This is a genomic window from Novosphingobium sp. Sphag1I, from assembly GCF_056279125.1.
In genome coordinates this window covers 118,548-133,860 of record NZ_JBWBQS010000003.1, presented here as the reverse complement: position 1 = coordinate 133,860, position 15,313 = coordinate 118,548, and the positions used below count along the sequence as shown (strand labels likewise).

Genomic DNA, 15,313 nt, shown 5'->3' with positions numbered 1-15,313 from the left:
TTGTCGGCGGGGCGCCATGGAGGCGGCGTTGTGGTTGGGGGTGGGAAGGACTGTTAAGCCGCTTCGCGGAAAGAAATGAGACGTTCCGGACACGGTGCTATTGCGGACGTTAAAGGCAGCTTTTAAGTCATGACCATGTCCAATTTATTGCGATGGATTTTGATAAGCTCTACGCTCGCGATCGTTGCAGTAATTGCTGTCAGCGGGATTTATTTTGTCTTACCGGTTCAGGCTCCGGTTACGAAGCCGACGATCGACTATATCGTGGTCGAAAAGCATCTCCATCTGATGCGGCTGTTCAATCGCGGCAGTGTTATCAGGACTTATCGGGTCGCACTCGGGCGAGGTGGCAAAGAGGCCAAATCCATGGCGGGAGACAACAAAGTTCCAGAAGGAATTTATCGGATTACTGGTCGAAATCCGCGAAGTGCCTTCCATCTTTCGTTGCGTGTTGGGTATCCAACTGAACAGCAGAGAAATGTTGCTCAGCGGCTTGGAGTTGATCCGGGCGGCGATGTCATGATCCATGGCATACGCAATGGCTTGGGCTGGCTTGGCGGGCTGCACAGAAAACTGGATTGGACGCGTGGGTGCATCGCGGTGACTGATGCTGAGATCGAAGAAATTTGGACGCTGGTTCCTGACGGCATCCAGATTGAGATCAGGGCCTGAAGTCCGCTCCCCCTGACTTTTCGGACATTCCCACGCCGCGAAGCGGCTTTAAATAGCAGCCATTCCGCACCCAAGCACAACATGGCAATTGACGCGCAACCAAGACAGTAACGGGATTGCAAAGGGACCAGTCCCTTTGCCCGCCGGAGGCAAATTTTAAACCCGCCACAACCGCTGCGGGGCAACACGCGGCACGGTGTTCTTGCGCGCGGCTTTGTCGGCATAGAGGCGGGCGTCGGCGGATTGGATGATGGCGGCGGGGCTGGCGCCTTCCAACGGGCCGATGGCGGTGCCGAAGCTGGCGCCGATGGAGACGATGCGATCGTTCCACACGATGGGGAGGGAGAGGCTCGCCCGGATAGCGGCAATTTCGCCCAGCGCCAGTTTCTGACCACGAGCTACGTCATAGAGCATAGCGAATTCGTCGCCGCCAAGCCGCGCCACGCATAGTGCGCGGGCGCCAAGTCGCTTCATTCGGCGGGCGGTTTCGGTCAGGATGGCGTCACCGGCCAGATGGCCATGCGTGTCATTGGCGATTTTCAACCCGTCCAGATCGGCCAGCACCAGCATGACGGGGCGGTCAAGGCGCAGGCGTTCCTCCAGCATGCGCATAAAGGCCAGCCGGTTATCCAGCCCCGTCAGCGGATCGGTCAGAGAAGCGCGGACTGCCTGATGCTTTTGTTCCAGCATGGCCAGCGTTTCCTTGAATTTGTCCAGCACGACATGGATTTGCATCGCCGTCATCAGGACCAGCATCAGGGCAAGGGCGCGCATCCCCCACGAATCATAGAGCGCCAGTTTGACGGCGATGGGGGCAATGGAGGCAACCATGCCCGCAATGGCCGCGCGCGGCACGCCCAGCAGGCATGATGCGCTGGTCAAGGCGGCGATGGCGATAAACACCGGCGCGACCATGCAATAATCATGCGTGGCGTGTGAAAAAGCGTTGGCCGCCCACATGCCCGCCACCAACCCGACCGGCGCGGCCATGATGGCGGCGCGGCGCAAATGGCGATAGGCCTGTGCGCGGGGGATGTGCGCATGACGGCGATGTCGCAGGCGGTTGCGGATCAGCACAAAAAGGCAGGCCGCGGAGATGGCAAGCGCGGGGGGCCATTGTTCCCACAGCGGAAGATTGCCGCGCAGGGCCAGCGCCATGGCCAGCGAATGCACGCTGAGCAGCAGGCAGAGCCAGGGCAGGTGTGAACTGACTCGCTCATATTGCAGGTTGATCATCTCGCCGGCCACTTGCAGCGGGACGGGCGCCGTAAAGGGCGACAACATTCGCCGCCACCGCACACGTAAATGCATCAGCGGGGATTGTTGTGACTCATTCCGTTTCTTACCGGCCTGCAACTCGTCACTCCCCACCTCATTCTGTGGCGGCGAGTTATAGGGGTAAATGACTAATTCAGAGTTAAGCAAACAAGGATTTAGTGTTTTCCCGCCGCAGCAAGCATTTGATCAAAGGCCACGAATTTTTCCCTCGGGGCGCCATCGCGGGCGCGGGCAATTTCGGCCTCGTCAATTTTGCGCCAATCGCGAAAGGTGACGAAATCAAGCCCGCGCGCATGGGCCAAAGCTTCGAAACCGGCGCGGCCCTGTTTGGTGCTGTTGGGGGCGGCAAAATCTTCGCCGATGCGATCGATGATGGCGAAACCGTCCGGGCGGTTGGTACCGATGGTGCCCGAAGGCCCGCGCCGGGCCCATCCGACACAATAAAGTCCGGGCATGATTCGCCCTTCCTCGTTAGAGAAACGCCCCGCCGACGTGTCATAGGGCACACCCTCAATCGGGATGGTGCGATAACCGATGGCCGAAATGACCAGATCGGCAGGGACGCGATAGATTTCGCCCGTGCCCACCGCGCGGCCATCGACCAGGGCGGTGCGTTCAACCTCGACCGCCTCAACCTTGCCCGTGCCCAGCAAAGCTTTGGGCGCGGCAAAGAAGTCGAAGGTGATGGTGAAGGACTTTGCGCTAACTTGCTCGTCGGACATGGCGGCAAAGTTGCGCAAATGCTGAACCGATTTGCGAAGGCCCGGTTCCAGCGCGGCATCCTCGCTCTCCGCTGGCAAATCCGTGGGCGAAACATGCGGCCTTGCCCGCTCCAGATGGGCCAGTTCGCCCAGTTCCTTGGGCGTCATGGCAATTTGATGCGGTCCGCGCCGCCCCAAAATCGTGACATGCCGGATGTCCGATGTGGCCAGCGCGTCGAGCGCATGGGCGACAATATCCGATCCGGCAAACTCGCCCGGCACCTTGGCCAGAATGCGGGCAATATCGAGCGCGACATTGCCATTGCCGATGACGACGGCATGTTGCCCGGAAAAATCGGGGTTCAATTCGGCAAAATGGGGATGGCCATTATACCATCCGACAAAGCCCGCGCTGCCAAATACATTGCCAAGGTCGCCGCCGGGAATGTTCAATGCGCGGTCCGCCGGGGCGCCTGTGGCCAAGACCACGGCATCATAAAGGTTTTGCAATTCGCCAATCGAGATGTCGCGCCCCACCGCCACCTTGCCGATAAAGCGGACATTGGGGGCCTGGGCCACGGCATCATAGCGTTTTGCAACGCCCTTGATCGATTGATGGTCGGGGGCGACCCCGCTGCGGATCAGGCCAAAGGGCACCGGTTGCAAATCGAAAATATCGACATGGACATCATCGCCCCACCGTTTGAGAGCCGCCTCGGCTGTATAATATCCTGCAGGACCCGAACCGATAATGGCAAGATGCAGCATGAGCCTGATGCACTCCCTTTTTTTGGGGCGGACGCCGGGTGGCGCACGCCGATACTCTCCCGCTCTGGCCCGGTTGGTCCGGGCGCTGTCGCGTTGATTCTTATCACATACCTGTTTGCCGCCCATGGCAAGCCTTGATGCAGCCGGTCCGGGTTAAGCGGAGGCTTTGGTGCAGGAGCGGCTGCTCTGCATATGTCCTTAACGTGATTTAAAAGGCTTTCGCGCAATTTGCCGCCATGGATCCTCAATTTCCCACAGAGGCAAATCAGGCGTGACCAAATCGAATCGGGCGCAAGCCCTGCTGCGTAAAAATGAAACGCCCGCGCCGACCCCCGCGACCGAGCGGCGTCGCGCCAGCCTTCCGCCCGAAGCCGAAGGCGCGCCCGTCGATGTCACGCATCTGCGTCGGAAAAGCGACCCGGTGCGGCGCGAAAGTGAAGCCTATTTGGGATACTTCCTGATTTCCGAAGGCTGGTCGATGACGGCGATTGCCATGGGCATTGCGGTGCTGATGCTTTCGCTCAACCAGTTCCGTATGCCCAATCCTGAAATTCTGGGGCTACTGGTTACCGCGGTGGTCATGGTGGCCGCCGCGCGCCTTTTCGTGTCGTTTGAACGTACCAGTCGCCGCCCGCTGGGCTGGCGCATCGGGGCGATGACCGTGTCGGTTGTGGTGCCGATGATGCTGTTCGGTGCGGGGCTTGGCCTGTGGTACGAATCGGGCGCTTTGACCGAGCCGGTCTTGCTGATTGGTGCCTTGCTGGTCGTGGGTCTTGTCATGGCGGTCACGCTGTCGGGGCGGTTGTTCACGATGGTGGCGGCCAAATTGGCGCTGTGGACGCCCATCGCGCTGGAAATGGGGTCGGTCTATACGATCGTGACCTTGCTGTTGGGCGGGGCGATTGGTCTGGTGGCGGCCATGCGTCAGTTGGGCATCGACCGCGCGGGTCAGGCCGAACAGCGCGAAATGCGCCATGCCCAGATGCGGGCCGAAGAATTGCTGAATGAATTTGAAAAGACGGGCCAAGGCTGGTTCTGGGAGACTGATCGCAAGGGGGCGTTGACCTATGTGTCGCCTAATATCATCACCCTCTTGGGGCGTGAGGAAAGCGAACTGATCGGGCGCCCGCTGACCGAACTCTTTATCATGCAGGAGCAGGAACAAGCCGGTCAACGCAGCCTTCTGTTCCATCTGAATGCGCGTTCGGGCTTTACCGATCTGGCGCTGCGTGCGGCCAAGGATGGGGATGAACAGTGGTGGGCGGTCAATGGCCGCCCGGTCTATGACGCTTTCAACAATTTCCTGGGCTTTCGCGGTGCGGGCAGCGATCTGACCGAAAAGCGGCGCAGCGAGCAGCACGCCACGCGCCTTGCCCATTTCGATTCGCTGACGGGTCTGGCCAACCGTTTCCAGATGAGCCAGACGCTGGAAAAGATCCTGTCCGCGCCCAAGGCCGACCATCGCGACTGCGCGGTGTTCCTGCTCGATCTGGACCGGTTCAAACAGGTCAATGACACGTTGGGCCATCCGGCGGGCGACGCCTTGCTGAAACAGGTGGCCCAGCGGTTGCTGCGCACCGTGGGCGAGGCGGGCCGGGTGGGCCGTCTGGGCGGGGATGAATTCAAGGTCATCCTGCCGGGGCGCACGCCGCGCGACAAATTGGCCCAATTGGCCACCAGCATCATCGAGAATCTCTCACAGCCCTATTCGATCGAAGGCGCGCGTGTGGTGATCGGCGCCAGCGTCGGCATCGCCATGGCCCCCGACGACGGCGTGACCAGCGAGGCGATCATCCGCAACGCCGACCTTGCGCTCTATGCGGCCAAGGATCGCGGGCGCGGCGTCTATCACTTCTATGACGAGGAATTGCATTCCGACGCCGAGGAGCGCCGCCAGCTTGAACATGATCTGCGCGATGCTTTGACCCATGGTGGGCTGGAACTCTATTACCAACCGTCGGTGGCGCTCAGCCAGCAGAAGATCAGCGGTTTTGAGGCGCTGCTGCGGTGGAACCACCCGACGCTGGGCCGGCTGTCGCCCGCCAAATTTGTCGAGGTGGCCGAGGACACAGGCCTTATTACCCAGATCGGCGAATGGGCGCTGCGCACGGCCTGCCACGATCTGGCGCGCTGGCCGGAAAATGTGCGCGTGGCGGTCAATGTATCGCCCTTGCAATTTGCCAATCCGGCGCTGCCCACGATCATCACGCATGCCTTGGCGGCGGCGGGGGTCGATCCGGCGCGGCTGGAACTGGAAATCACCGAAAGCGTGTTTTTGAACGACAGCGCCAATACCGACGCGATGTTCACGGCATTGAAGCGGATCGGCGTGCGTCTGGCGCTGGACGATTTCGGCACCGGCTACTCCTCGCTCGGCTATCTGAAAAAGGCGCCTTTCGACAAGATCAAGATCGACCAGAGCTTTGTGCGCGGCGCCACCATGCCCGGCAGCCGCAATGGCGCGATCATCGCCTCCATCGTCAGCCTGGCCGATGCGCTGGGCATGGAGACGACGGCGGAAGGCGTGGAAACGCTCGACGAACTCGATCTGGTACGCGAACTGGGTTGCAGCCACGTTCAGGGCTACATCTTCTCCAAACCGCTGCCGCGTGACGAGGCCGATATGCGGTTGAGCGAGGGCGGCACCATCGAAGCCCGCGGCCCCCGTTCGGCCCGCGCACCGCGCCGCACCATGTTGCGCAAGGTCATGCTGGAGGCGCAGGGGCGCCGATATACCGCCACGATCCGCAACATTTCGGAAAATGGCGCGATGTTCGAAGGTTTGATGGACGTGCCGATGGGCATGGAAATGCTGATCGAACTGTCCGATGAACTGAGCGTCGGCGCGACCGTCCGCTGGAGCCGCTATGGCCGGACCGGCGTGGTCTTTGCCGAACCGGTGGCCTTTGACGGCACGGGCGTCATCACCCGCGCCAGCCTGTTTGGCCCACAGGAACGCGACGGCGAAGCGCCGGCCTATCGTCAGGCGGGGTAAGTGGTTGGATGGATGGCAAACGGCGCAGGCCATTTGCCATCCATCCAGCAGGCTGCTAACGGCTGCGACTCGATGCGGGGTGGGGTTTCCTGCCCCTTTTCCCGCGCCCTTTTGATAAAGACATTCCATGACCGACCAGTCCAAGATCCGCAATTTCTCTATCATTGCCCATATTGACCACGGCAAGAGCACACTGGCCGACCGGCTGATCCAGTTCACGGGCGGCCTGACCGAGCGCGAAATGAGCGCGCAGGTGCTGGACAACATGGACATCGAGAAAGAGCGCGGGATCACCATCAAGGCGCAAACCGTCCGGCTGAATTACAAGGCCCATGACGGCGAGACCTATGAGCTGAACCTGATGGACACGCCGGGCCACGTGGACTTTGCCTATGAAGTCAGCCGTTCGCTGGCGGCCTGCGAGGGCGCGCTGTTGGTGGTGGACGCGGCGCAGGGGGTCGAGGCCCAGACGCTGGCCAACGTGTACCAGTCGATCGAGCATGACCACGAAATCGTGCCCGTCATCAACAAGATCGACCTGCCCGCCGCCGAGCCGGAAAAGGTCAAGGCCGAGATCGAGGAAGTGATCGGTCTGGACGCCAGCGAGGCCGTGCTGGCCAGCGCGAAGTCGGGCATCGGCATCGAGGAAATCCTTGAGGCCGTCGTCAAGAAGATCCCCGCGCCCAAGGGCGACCGGACCAAGCCGCTCAAGGCGATGCTGGTCGATAGCTGGTATGACCCCTATCTGGGCGTGGTTATTCTGGTGCGCGTGATTGACGGCGTCATCAACAAGGGCCTGAACGTCAAGTTCATGCAGGGCGGCACCGAACATCTGATCGACCGCGTGGGCTGCTTTACGCCCAAGCGCGAGGAACTGGCCGAATTGGGGCCGGGCGAGATCGGTTTTATCACCGCCCAGATCAAGGAAGTCGAACTGGCCAAGGTCGGTGACACGATCACCACGGTCAAGGGCGGCGCGACCGAGGCTCTGCCAGGCTATAAGGAAGTGCAGCCGGTGGTGTTCTGCGGCTTGTTCCCGGTGGACGCGGCCGACTTTGAAAAGCTGCGTGAAAGCATCGCCAAGCTGCGGTTGAACGATGCGTCGTTCAGCTTTGAAATGGAAACCTCGGCGGCGCTGGGCTTTGGCTTCCGCTGCGGCTTCCTTGGCCTGCTGCATCTTGAAATCATTCAGGAACGCCTGAGCCGCGAATATGACCTCGACCTGATCACGACCAGCCCTTCGGTGGTCTATCGCATCCAATTGCGCGCCAGCCGCACCGATGGCGCGGGCGAGGTCATGCTGCACAACCCCGCCGATTACCCCGATCCCAGCCGCATCGAACAGATCGACGAGCCGTGGATCAAGGCGACCATCTACACGCCCGACGAATATTTGGGCAGCATCCTGAAGCTGTGTCAGGACCGCCGCGGCATCCAGACGGGCCTGACCTATGTCGGCGGGCGTGCGCAGGTGAATTATGAACTGCCGCTCAACGAAGTGGTGTTCGACTTCTATGACCGCCTGAAGTCGATTTCGCGCGGCTATGCCTCGTTTGACTATGAACAGATTGGCCTGCGCGAAGGCGATCTGGTCAAGATGGGCATTCTGGTCAACAACGAGCCGGTCGATGCGCTGTCCATGATCGTCCACCGCAGCGTGGCCGAGGAACGCGGGCGCCACATGTGCGAACGTCTGAAGGACCTGATCCCGCGTCACCTGTTCAAGATCCCGATTCAGGCCGCCATCGGCGGCAAGGTCATCGCGCGCGAAACCATCGCCGCCATGCGCAAGGACGTGACCGCCAAGTGCTATGGCGGCGACATCACGCGCAAGAAAAAGCTTCTGGAAAAGCAGAAGAAGGGCAAGGCCCGTATGCGTGAGTATGGCAATGTGCAGATCCCGCAGGAGGCGTTTATTGCCGCGTTGCGGATGGGTGAAGAGTAAAGGTTTAGGGGGCCTCCGGCGGGCAAAGGGCCTCGGCCCTTTGCAATCCCGTTTTGGGGTTGCGCAGTAAATTCGCCGGGGGTGCTAGCCCTTTAATACAAAACGCGTGCCGTCGCCGATGTCCAGCGAAAAGCCCACCGCGCGACCCGGCTCCACATCCAGTTCCAGCGACACCGGGCATTGATCCGCATCATCGGCCATGCGGTACAGCGGCACACCGTCGCATACGCCCTGCAACTGGTCCCTCTGGCCCAGAATGATGTCGCCCTCGGCAAGGCAGAGCGGCGTTCCCGCGTCACAACACCCGCCGGTCACATGCAGGACCAACCGACCATGCTGCGCTCGCAACCGGTCCAGCGCGGATTGGGCAGCGGGGCTGATCGGGATCTGGCGCGTGGTGTCGGTCATGGCGCCACCCTATCACGATTGACCATTCCGGCGCGAATGGGACTTTGGGACAAGGTGCATGTGGTTGATGAGGCTTGCCGTCCGGCCTCGACCGTGAGAACCCCAGCCCATGGCGCAAACCGCACCCAATCCGATGCCCTTGGCGCGCAGCTTTGCCGGGTGGCTGGTGATGGCAGCCGCGCTGGCCGGATTGATGGCGGGCTTTGTCTTCAGCCTGCGGCAGGGCGCGCGCCAGTTCGAAATCGCGCTATTATCCGAAAGACAGGCCGGGTTGATCGCCGGCCTTGTCGGACAGCCTGCCGCGCAATATCCCCCGCGCCTTGCCGAATATCGCGCCCTCATTGCGCAGGAGGCGGCGCTCGGCTCTCCCACGCGCAGTGATGAAGTGGCCCGCATCGACCAATTGGCACGAAACCCCGGCGATCCGGCGCTCTTGGCCACTATGCTGGCCGATGAGCGTGCCGAGGTGGTGGCCGCCAGAGCCGCGCTGGACCATAGCCGCAAACGGATGCTGCTGTTGGGTGGCCTGTTGACTCTTGTGGCTCTGGTTGCGGCGGGGGCGGGTCTTTGGCGCCTCGTCTGGGCCAATCGCGCGCTGGAGGGCGAAGTTGCCGCCCGCACCGCCCAGTTGCAGGCGGTCGATCGATCCCGCCGCCTGTTCTTTGCCAAGGCCAGCCATGAATTGCGCACCCCCGTCACCGCGATGCGATCGCTGGCCGAAGTGACGCTTTCGGCGGGGGGCGATCCGCGCATCGCGCTGGGCGATGTCGTGGCGCAGGCGCAGTTCCTTTCCCACCGCATCGATGAAATGCTCAGTCTGGCCAGCGCCGAGGAAGGCAAGCCGGTGCTGGTGCTGGCCCCTTGTGACCTGCGCGATATTGTTGCCGGGGCGGTTGGCGCGGCGGGGCCATTTGCCCGATTGGTGGATGTTGCCTTGCTCTATGAACGCCCGTCGGAGACATTTGCGGTCCGGGCCGATGGACGCTGGCTGGGGCAGGCTTTGTTGGCGATTATCGACAATGGGCTGAAGATTTCCGATCCCGGCGGCGCGGTGGAAATCACGCTGACGGTCGAAACTTCTCATGCCATTCTCTCCATCGCCGATCATGGCCCCGGCATGGGCGAGGCGGATTTGCCCTTGATTTTCGAGGCCTATTATCAAAGCGAGGAAGGACGTCATCGCGGCGGCACCGGCCTTGGCCTTGCCCTTGCGCGATGGGTGGCCGATCAGCATGGCGGCACGATCCGCGCCGAAAACCGGGCGGGCGGCGGTGCGCGTATTGTGTTGACCATGCCTTTGGAGTCGATGGGATGATCCTGGTTGTCGAAGATGATGTGACCATTGGCCGCACCTTGGCGCAGGGTTTGACCGCTGCGGGTTTTGCCGCCCGCTGGCTGCGCCGGGGCGGAGATGTCTTGCCGCTGGTGCAGGAAGGCGGGGTCGATGCGGTGGTGCTGGACCTTGGCCTGCCCGATGGCGACGGGTTGGATGTTTGTCGTGCCTTGCGCGATGGCGGGCACCATTTGCCGGTGCTGATGCTGACGGCGCGGGGTGGGTTGGATGACCGGCTGGATGGATTTGCCGCCGGGGCGGATGATTATCTGGCCAAACCTTTTGCCTTTGCCGAACTGGTGGCGCGGGTGCGGGTGATGGAGCGCCATGCAGCGCAGCGTCGCCCCGATCCCTTGGTGCTGGGCGCGCTGGAGATTGACCCCTTGGCCAATGAAGCGCGATGGGCGGGCGAAAGGCTTGATCTGGAACCCAAAGGTGTTGCCGTCCTGTCGGCCCTGTTGCGCGCGCGGGGACAGGTCGTGTCGCGCCGTGCGTTGATCGATGCGGTGTGGGGCGATGCGGCGGTCACGGACAATGCGCTTGATGTTGTCCTGTCGTCTCTGCGCAAGAGGCTGGGACTGGCGGCGCCTTCATTACAGCTTCGTACGGTGCGTGGGGCCGGGATGGTGATTGAAATAGATGAAAATACTTAGAAAATTTCTGCGTCTTATACCTTTGCCAGTCTGAGGCCGTTCTAAGGTTGCCCGACCATTCCCATGATAGCCCAAGGGCATCACGCGACCCGATGGATCGGGCAAGCACAGGGGAAGAGGTTGATGAAGGGGCGTTTTGCGCTTTTGCTGGGCGGGGCGATGTGGGCCTTGCCGGTTCATGCGTTGGCCAGAGATTTTGCGGCCAATGATGCCACCGCCGAAGATGATGCTATCGTCGTCAGCGCCAGCACGCCATTGTCCAACGTGGGCGATAGCGGGCGCGTGTTGATCGATGCCAAGGCGTTGCGGGCGATTCAGGCGATTGCGCTCAACGATGCGCTGGCGCGTCAGGCGCCGGGCGTCGTCATCAATGAAATTCAGGGCAACCCGCTGCAAAGCGACCTGTCCTTTCGCGGCTATACCGCATCGCCCTTGCTGGGCACACCGCAGGGTATGGCGGTCTATGTCGATGGTGTGCGCGCCAACCAGCCCTTTGGCGAGGTGGTGAGCTGGGATCTGCTGCCCTCGGTGGCGGTGGATCAGGTGGCCTTGATCGAAGGTGCTGCGCCGCAATTCGGGCGCAATGCGCTGGGCGGCGCGCTCAACATCCGCACCAAGGACGGGCGCAGCGCGCCGGGCGTGGCCATGTCCGTGGCCGGCGGTTCCTATGGCCGTCTGCGCGGCAGTCTGGAGGCCGGCGGCAAGGCGGGCAATGGTTTCCACTGGTATGGCGCGATCGAGGGGTTTCGTGAGGATGGCTGGCGCTATGCCTCGGCCAGCAAGGCGTGGAAGGGGCTGGCCAAGCTGGGCTGGGAAGGGGCCGAAAGCGGCGTGACCTTTACCCTGAACCGCGCGCAATCGGACCTCAATGGCAATGGGCTTCAGGACTATCGCCTGCTGGCCCGCGATTGGCGCAGCGTTTACACCTCGCCCGACAACACCCGCAATATTGCGACGCAGGCGATGCTGTCGGGCCATAAAAAGCTGTCGGATCGCCTGACCCTGTCGGCCAACGTGTTCTGGCGCAGCATTGTCACCCGCAGCGTAAATGGCGACATGAATGAGGATGCGCTGGGCGAGAGCTTCTATCAACCCAATGCGATCGAACGTGCGGCTTTGGCGGCAGCGGGGTACACCGGCTATCCCACCAGCGGCGAAACGCAGGCCAACACGGCGTTTCCGAAATGGCGTTGCATCGCCAACGTCCTGCTCAACGATGAGCCCAATGAGAAGTGCAACGGTCTGTTCACCCGTTCCTCCACCCGCCAGCAGGAATGGGGCGGGGCGGTCGAACTGGCATGGGCGGGGCAATTGGCGGGCGTGGAGCAACGCCTGACCATCGGTGCCAGCTATGCACAGGCGCGGGCGCGCTTTATTCAGAACAGCCAGTTTGGCTATCTCCTGCCCGATCATTCGGTGACCGTGGTTGACGGCCCCGGTGCCTATGCCGACGGTAGCCAGTCGAGCGAGAATGCCTTTGACGCGCGGGTCGATCTGCACAGCCGCATTTCCAGCCTTGGCCTCTATGCCGCCGATGTTCTGGCGCTTTCGGATCGGGTGCGGGTGACTTTGGCGGGGCGTTATGACCGCACGCAATTGCGCAACCGTGACCAGATTACGCCTGGCGGCGGGACGGGATCGCTCGATGCCGACCCGGTGTTTCAGCGTTTCAACCCGTCGGCCATGGTCGATTGGGCGGTCGGCTCCGGCCTGACCCTGACGGCGCAGGCGGGGGAGAGTTCGCGCGCGCCATCGGCGGTGGAACTGGGATGTTCGGACCCGGCGGCGCCATGCCGCCTGCCCAATGCGATGGCGGGCGATCCGCCGCTGCGGCAAGTGGTGGCGCGCAGCTTCTCGCTGGGCGCAACGCTGGAGCGCAAGGCATGGAACCTGCGCGTGACGGCGTTCCGCAGCGACAATCGTGACGATATCCAATTCATCGCGGGCGGGGCATCCGGCTTCGGCTATTTCGCCAATGTCGGCACCACCCGCCGTCAAGGCATTGAGGCCAGCGGCGGGGCACGTTTCGGGCGACTGCAACTGTCGGGCAGCTATACTTTGCTCGACGCCACCTATCGCACGCCTTTGACCGTGAATGGCGGATCGAACAGCAGCAATGACGCCGCCGCCCCCGGTTTTGAAGGCGAGATCGATGTGCGAACCGGCGACCGCCTGCCGCTGCTGCCCCGTCATCTGTTCAAGGCGCAGGCCAGTTTCGACGCCGCATCATGGCTGACCCTGCGCGGGGAATTGGTGGCGGCCAGCGGCGTTTATGCGCGGGGCAATGAAAACAATCTGCACCGGGCCGATGGCACCTATTATCTGGGTTCGGGCAAGACCGATGGCTATGGCGTGGTCAATGCCGCGCTGGAAATCCGGCCGCGTCGGGGGGTGACGATACAGGCTGGCATCACCAACCTGATGAACGCCCATTACGCCACCGCCGCGCAATTGGGGGCGAGCGGCTATGACACCAATGGCGCCTTTGTCGGGCGTCCTTTCAGCGGCCCGGTCATCGATGGCGAAAGGCCTTTGTTGCACAGCACATTCCTTGCCCCCGCCGCGCCGCGCCGGTTTGAGGTGGGGTTGAGGGTACAATTGTAAATTCACCATTTAGGTTAAATTCCTGTCCTACACGGCCAAGGCGCTGATAGTTCTGTGAAACCGGACGATTCGCAAAAGGCGAATTTGTCCGGCTTCACGGAGCTGTTTTCATGTTCACCAATGCGCTTCTTCTGTGGCTGGCGGGTGGGTTCAAACGGGTTGCCTCGGCGATGGGCGGGGTGGCCCGCTGGGTTGGCGGATCGGCGGCGCGAATCTGGGCGGCTGTTGCGATCGTCGCACTCGCGCTTGCCGGGTGGCAGGCGATGCGCGCCGGCCAATGGGCGCAAAAGGCCCGCGCAACACAGGCCGCATGGAACGCCCAGCGCGACGCTGCCCAAGCCGCGAAACTGGCCGCCGAAGCGCGATACAGGAGCCTTGCCGATGATGCCGATGCCGATCATGCCGCCGTTCTGGCGCAGGGTGATGCTCGCCTTGCTGCCTATATTGCCGCTCACCGCGTGCAGCCCGCGCGTTCATCCGATCCCGCCCGCGCCGCCACGGATCACGGTGCCGACTTTCCTGCAAACCCCGCCGCCGATCCCGACGTGGCGAAAGCTCCCGTCATCGCCACCATCAGCGAGGCCGACCTGAAGATTTGCGATGCCAATTATGTCTATGCCAGCGCGGCCCATGATTGGGCGGCGCGGCTGAATCCATAAAGAGTAAGCCCCCGTCCGGACATGCCGGGCGGGGGCTTTGTGCGACCCTTCCGAGGGGGGGGATGGGAAGAAGGGTCGACGGGGGGCTCTTACTTGGCCTTTTCAAAGGCCGCGCTGATGCGCAGCGATACTTCGTCGCTGATCAGCGGAATATAGGTCTTCACGCCAAAATCGCTGCGCTTGAGCGAGGTGGTCGCGTTAAAGCCCACCGTGTAACCCTTGCTCAGCGGGTTGACGCCGCTGGCCAGGAACGTGGCCTTGAGCACGACCGGGCGGGTCACGCCATGGAACGTCAAATTGCCAGCGATATTGGCGGTGCGCGGGCCGGTCGGCGTCACCGCGGTCGAGGTGAAGCGGATCTGCGGATATTTGGCCGCATCAAACCATGCATCGCTCTTCAATTCACCGTCCAGCGTGGCGTTGGTGGTCGAAACGCTGCTTACCGGGATGGTGATGTCGACCTTGGCCTTCGCAGGCGCCTTGGGGTCAAGGACCAGCGAGCCGGTGGCACCGGTGAAATCGCCGTACCAGTCCGAAAAGCCCATGTGGCTGACGGTGAACTGGACGCGGGTGTGGCTGGTTTCGACCGTATAGTCCCCGGCCTGTACGGCGGCAGGGGCGGGGTTGGCCACCGGCGACTGTGCGGACACAGCAACCGGGGCGACGATCAGGGCGGCGGCGATCAAAGAGCGAAACATGGGGACGTTCCTTACAAAGCGCTGATTTCAGCGACGGCGGCCGAGATGGCGGCTTCGGCGGCTTCGGGACCAAAGGCCATGCCTTCGGCGGTGACGGTGGTGACATCGGTCACGCCGACAAAGCCCAGCAGCGCCTTGGTATGGGCGACGGCAAACGGGAAACCGGCGGCATCGTCATACTTGCCGGCGCGGGTGTGGACCAGAATGGCCTTCTTGCCCTTGATCAGACCTTCAGGGCCTTCGGCAGTGTACTGGAACGTGGTGCCGGCGCGGGCGATATAGTCGAACCAGGCCTTGAGCGTCGAGGGCATGCCGAAGTTGTAGAGCGGAACGCCAATGACGATCACGTCGGCGGCAAAGGCTTCGGCAATCAGTTCATCCTGCAGCGCGCGGGCGGCGGCGAACTGTTCACCTTCGGGGGCCTGACGACCGATACCGGCCAGCGAGGCGGAGTCGACGTGGGGGACGGGGTTCGCGTCAAGGTCGCGTTCCACGACATTGGCTTCGGGGTGGGCGGCCAGATAGGCGTTGATCAGCTTGTTGCTGACCGAGGCTTCGCCAGTGGCGGCCGAACGGATCACAAGAACATTAGCCATGGG

General features: G+C 62.3%; 12 protein-coding genes. 7 read left to right on the top strand and 5 right to left on the bottom strand.

The features are described from left to right. The first annotated feature begins 135 nt into the window (after positions 1-135). Complete coding sequence (locus ACZ9HU_RS04245; protein WP_476102671.1) at positions 136-672, top strand: L,D-transpeptidase family protein; 537 nt, start codon at positions 136-138, stop codon at positions 670-672. Between the two features lie 156 nt (positions 673-828). Here the strand turns inward: ACZ9HU_RS04245 and ACZ9HU_RS04240 are convergent, their stop codons facing one another. Together ACZ9HU_RS04240 and ACZ9HU_RS04235 are read right to left on the bottom strand one after the other, a co-directional pair. Beyond that, entirely contained in the window at positions 829-1,956 is a 1,128-nt protein-coding gene (locus ACZ9HU_RS04240) for a GGDEF domain-containing protein (RefSeq protein WP_476102669.1), read from the bottom strand. 149 nt (positions 1,957-2,105) lie between these two features. Further along, the gene (locus ACZ9HU_RS04235; protein WP_476102667.1) at positions 2,106-3,419 is read right to left on the bottom strand and encodes an FAD-dependent oxidoreductase; all 1,314 of its coding nucleotides are present in this window, start codon (positions 3,417-3,419) and stop codon (positions 2,106-2,108) included. A gap of 271 nt (positions 3,420-3,690) precedes the next feature. On the opposite strand from ACZ9HU_RS04235, the gene ACZ9HU_RS04230 reads away from it, so the two are divergent. Continuing rightward, entirely contained in the window at positions 3,691-6,414 is a 2,724-nt protein-coding gene (locus ACZ9HU_RS04230; RefSeq protein WP_476102665.1) for an EAL domain-containing protein, read from the top strand. A 127-nt stretch (positions 6,415-6,541) separates the two neighbouring features. Then, positions 6,542-8,359, top strand: coding sequence for a translation elongation factor 4 (lepA, locus tag ACZ9HU_RS04225; RefSeq protein ID WP_476102664.1), 1,818 nt, complete (start codon positions 6,542-6,544; stop codon positions 8,357-8,359). Between the two features lie 84 nt (positions 8,360-8,443). Here lepA and ACZ9HU_RS04220 read toward each other — a convergent pair whose 3' ends face one another. After that, positions 8,444-8,767: a DUF779 domain-containing protein gene (locus tag ACZ9HU_RS04220; RefSeq protein WP_476102661.1), complete on the bottom strand. Its 324-nt coding sequence runs from the start codon at positions 8,765-8,767 to the stop codon at positions 8,444-8,446. Positions 8,768-8,876: 109 nt separating this feature from the next. Here ACZ9HU_RS04220 and ACZ9HU_RS04215 point away from each other — a divergent pair, with 109 nt between their 5' ends. From ACZ9HU_RS04215 to ACZ9HU_RS04200, 4 genes are all read left to right on the top strand, one after another. After that, entirely contained in the window at positions 8,877-10,082 is a 1,206-nt protein-coding gene (locus ACZ9HU_RS04215; protein ID WP_476102659.1) for a sensor histidine kinase, read from the top strand. Further along, positions 10,079-10,753: a response regulator transcription factor gene (locus ACZ9HU_RS04210; protein WP_476102656.1), complete on the top strand. Its 675-nt coding sequence runs from the start codon at positions 10,079-10,081 to the stop codon at positions 10,751-10,753. Before ACZ9HU_RS04215 ends, ACZ9HU_RS04210 begins: the two co-directional genes overlap by 4 nt. A 123-nt stretch (positions 10,754-10,876) precedes the next feature. Then, positions 10,877-13,357 (top strand): TonB-dependent receptor, encoded by a 2,481-nt coding sequence (locus ACZ9HU_RS04205; protein WP_476102654.1) that lies wholly within the window; start codon positions 10,877-10,879, stop codon positions 13,355-13,357. Between the two features lie 110 nt (positions 13,358-13,467). Further along, positions 13,468-14,016 (top strand): hypothetical protein, encoded by a 549-nt coding sequence (locus ACZ9HU_RS04200; protein ID WP_476102652.1) that lies wholly within the window; start codon positions 13,468-13,470, stop codon positions 14,014-14,016. Positions 14,017-14,105: 89 nt separating this feature from the next. Here the strand turns inward: ACZ9HU_RS04200 and ACZ9HU_RS04195 are convergent, their stop codons facing one another. Then, positions 14,106-14,714 (bottom strand): YceI family protein, encoded by a 609-nt coding sequence (locus tag ACZ9HU_RS04195; RefSeq protein WP_476102649.1) that lies wholly within the window; start codon positions 14,712-14,714, stop codon positions 14,106-14,108. An 11-nt stretch (positions 14,715-14,725) separates the two neighbouring features. Continuing rightward, the gene (locus ACZ9HU_RS04190; protein ID WP_476102647.1) at positions 14,726-15,310 is read right to left on the bottom strand and encodes an FMN-dependent NADH-azoreductase; all 585 of its coding nucleotides are present in this window, start codon (positions 15,308-15,310) and stop codon (positions 14,726-14,728) included. Positions 15,311-15,313 lie beyond the last annotated feature (3 nt).

Excerpts from the sequence above, each read along its gene's own strand:
- ACZ9HU_RS04245 (WP_476102671.1), top strand. The coding sequence starts at position 136 with ATGTCCAATTTATTGCGATGGATTTTGATAAGCTCTACGCTCGCGATC.
- ACZ9HU_RS04240 (WP_476102669.1), bottom strand. The coding sequence starts at position 1,956 with ATGTTGTCGCCCTTTACGGCGCCCGTCCCGCTGCAAGTGGCCGGCGAG.
- ACZ9HU_RS04235 (WP_476102667.1), bottom strand. The coding sequence starts at position 3,419 with ATGCTGCATCTTGCCATTATCGGTTCGGGTCCTGCAGGATATTATACA.
- lepA (WP_476102664.1), top strand. The coding sequence starts at position 6,542 with ATGACCGACCAGTCCAAGATCCGCAATTTCTCTATCATTGCCCATATT.
- ACZ9HU_RS04220 (WP_476102661.1), bottom strand. The coding sequence starts at position 8,767 with ATGACCGACACCACGCGCCAGATCCCGATCAGCCCCGCTGCCCAATCC.
- ACZ9HU_RS04215 (WP_476102659.1), top strand. The coding sequence starts at position 8,877 with ATGGCGCAAACCGCACCCAATCCGATGCCCTTGGCGCGCAGCTTTGCC.
- ACZ9HU_RS04210 (WP_476102656.1), top strand. The coding sequence starts at position 10,079 with ATGATCCTGGTTGTCGAAGATGATGTGACCATTGGCCGCACCTTGGCG.
- ACZ9HU_RS04205 (WP_476102654.1), top strand. The coding sequence starts at position 10,877 with ATGAAGGGGCGTTTTGCGCTTTTGCTGGGCGGGGCGATGTGGGCCTTG.
- ACZ9HU_RS04200 (WP_476102652.1), top strand. The coding sequence starts at position 13,468 with ATGTTCACCAATGCGCTTCTTCTGTGGCTGGCGGGTGGGTTCAAACGG.
- ACZ9HU_RS04195 (WP_476102649.1), bottom strand. The coding sequence starts at position 14,714 with ATGTTTCGCTCTTTGATCGCCGCCGCCCTGATCGTCGCCCCGGTTGCT.
- ACZ9HU_RS04190 (WP_476102647.1), bottom strand. The coding sequence starts at position 15,310 with ATGGCTAATGTTCTTGTGATCCGTTCGGCCGCCACTGGCGAAGCCTCG.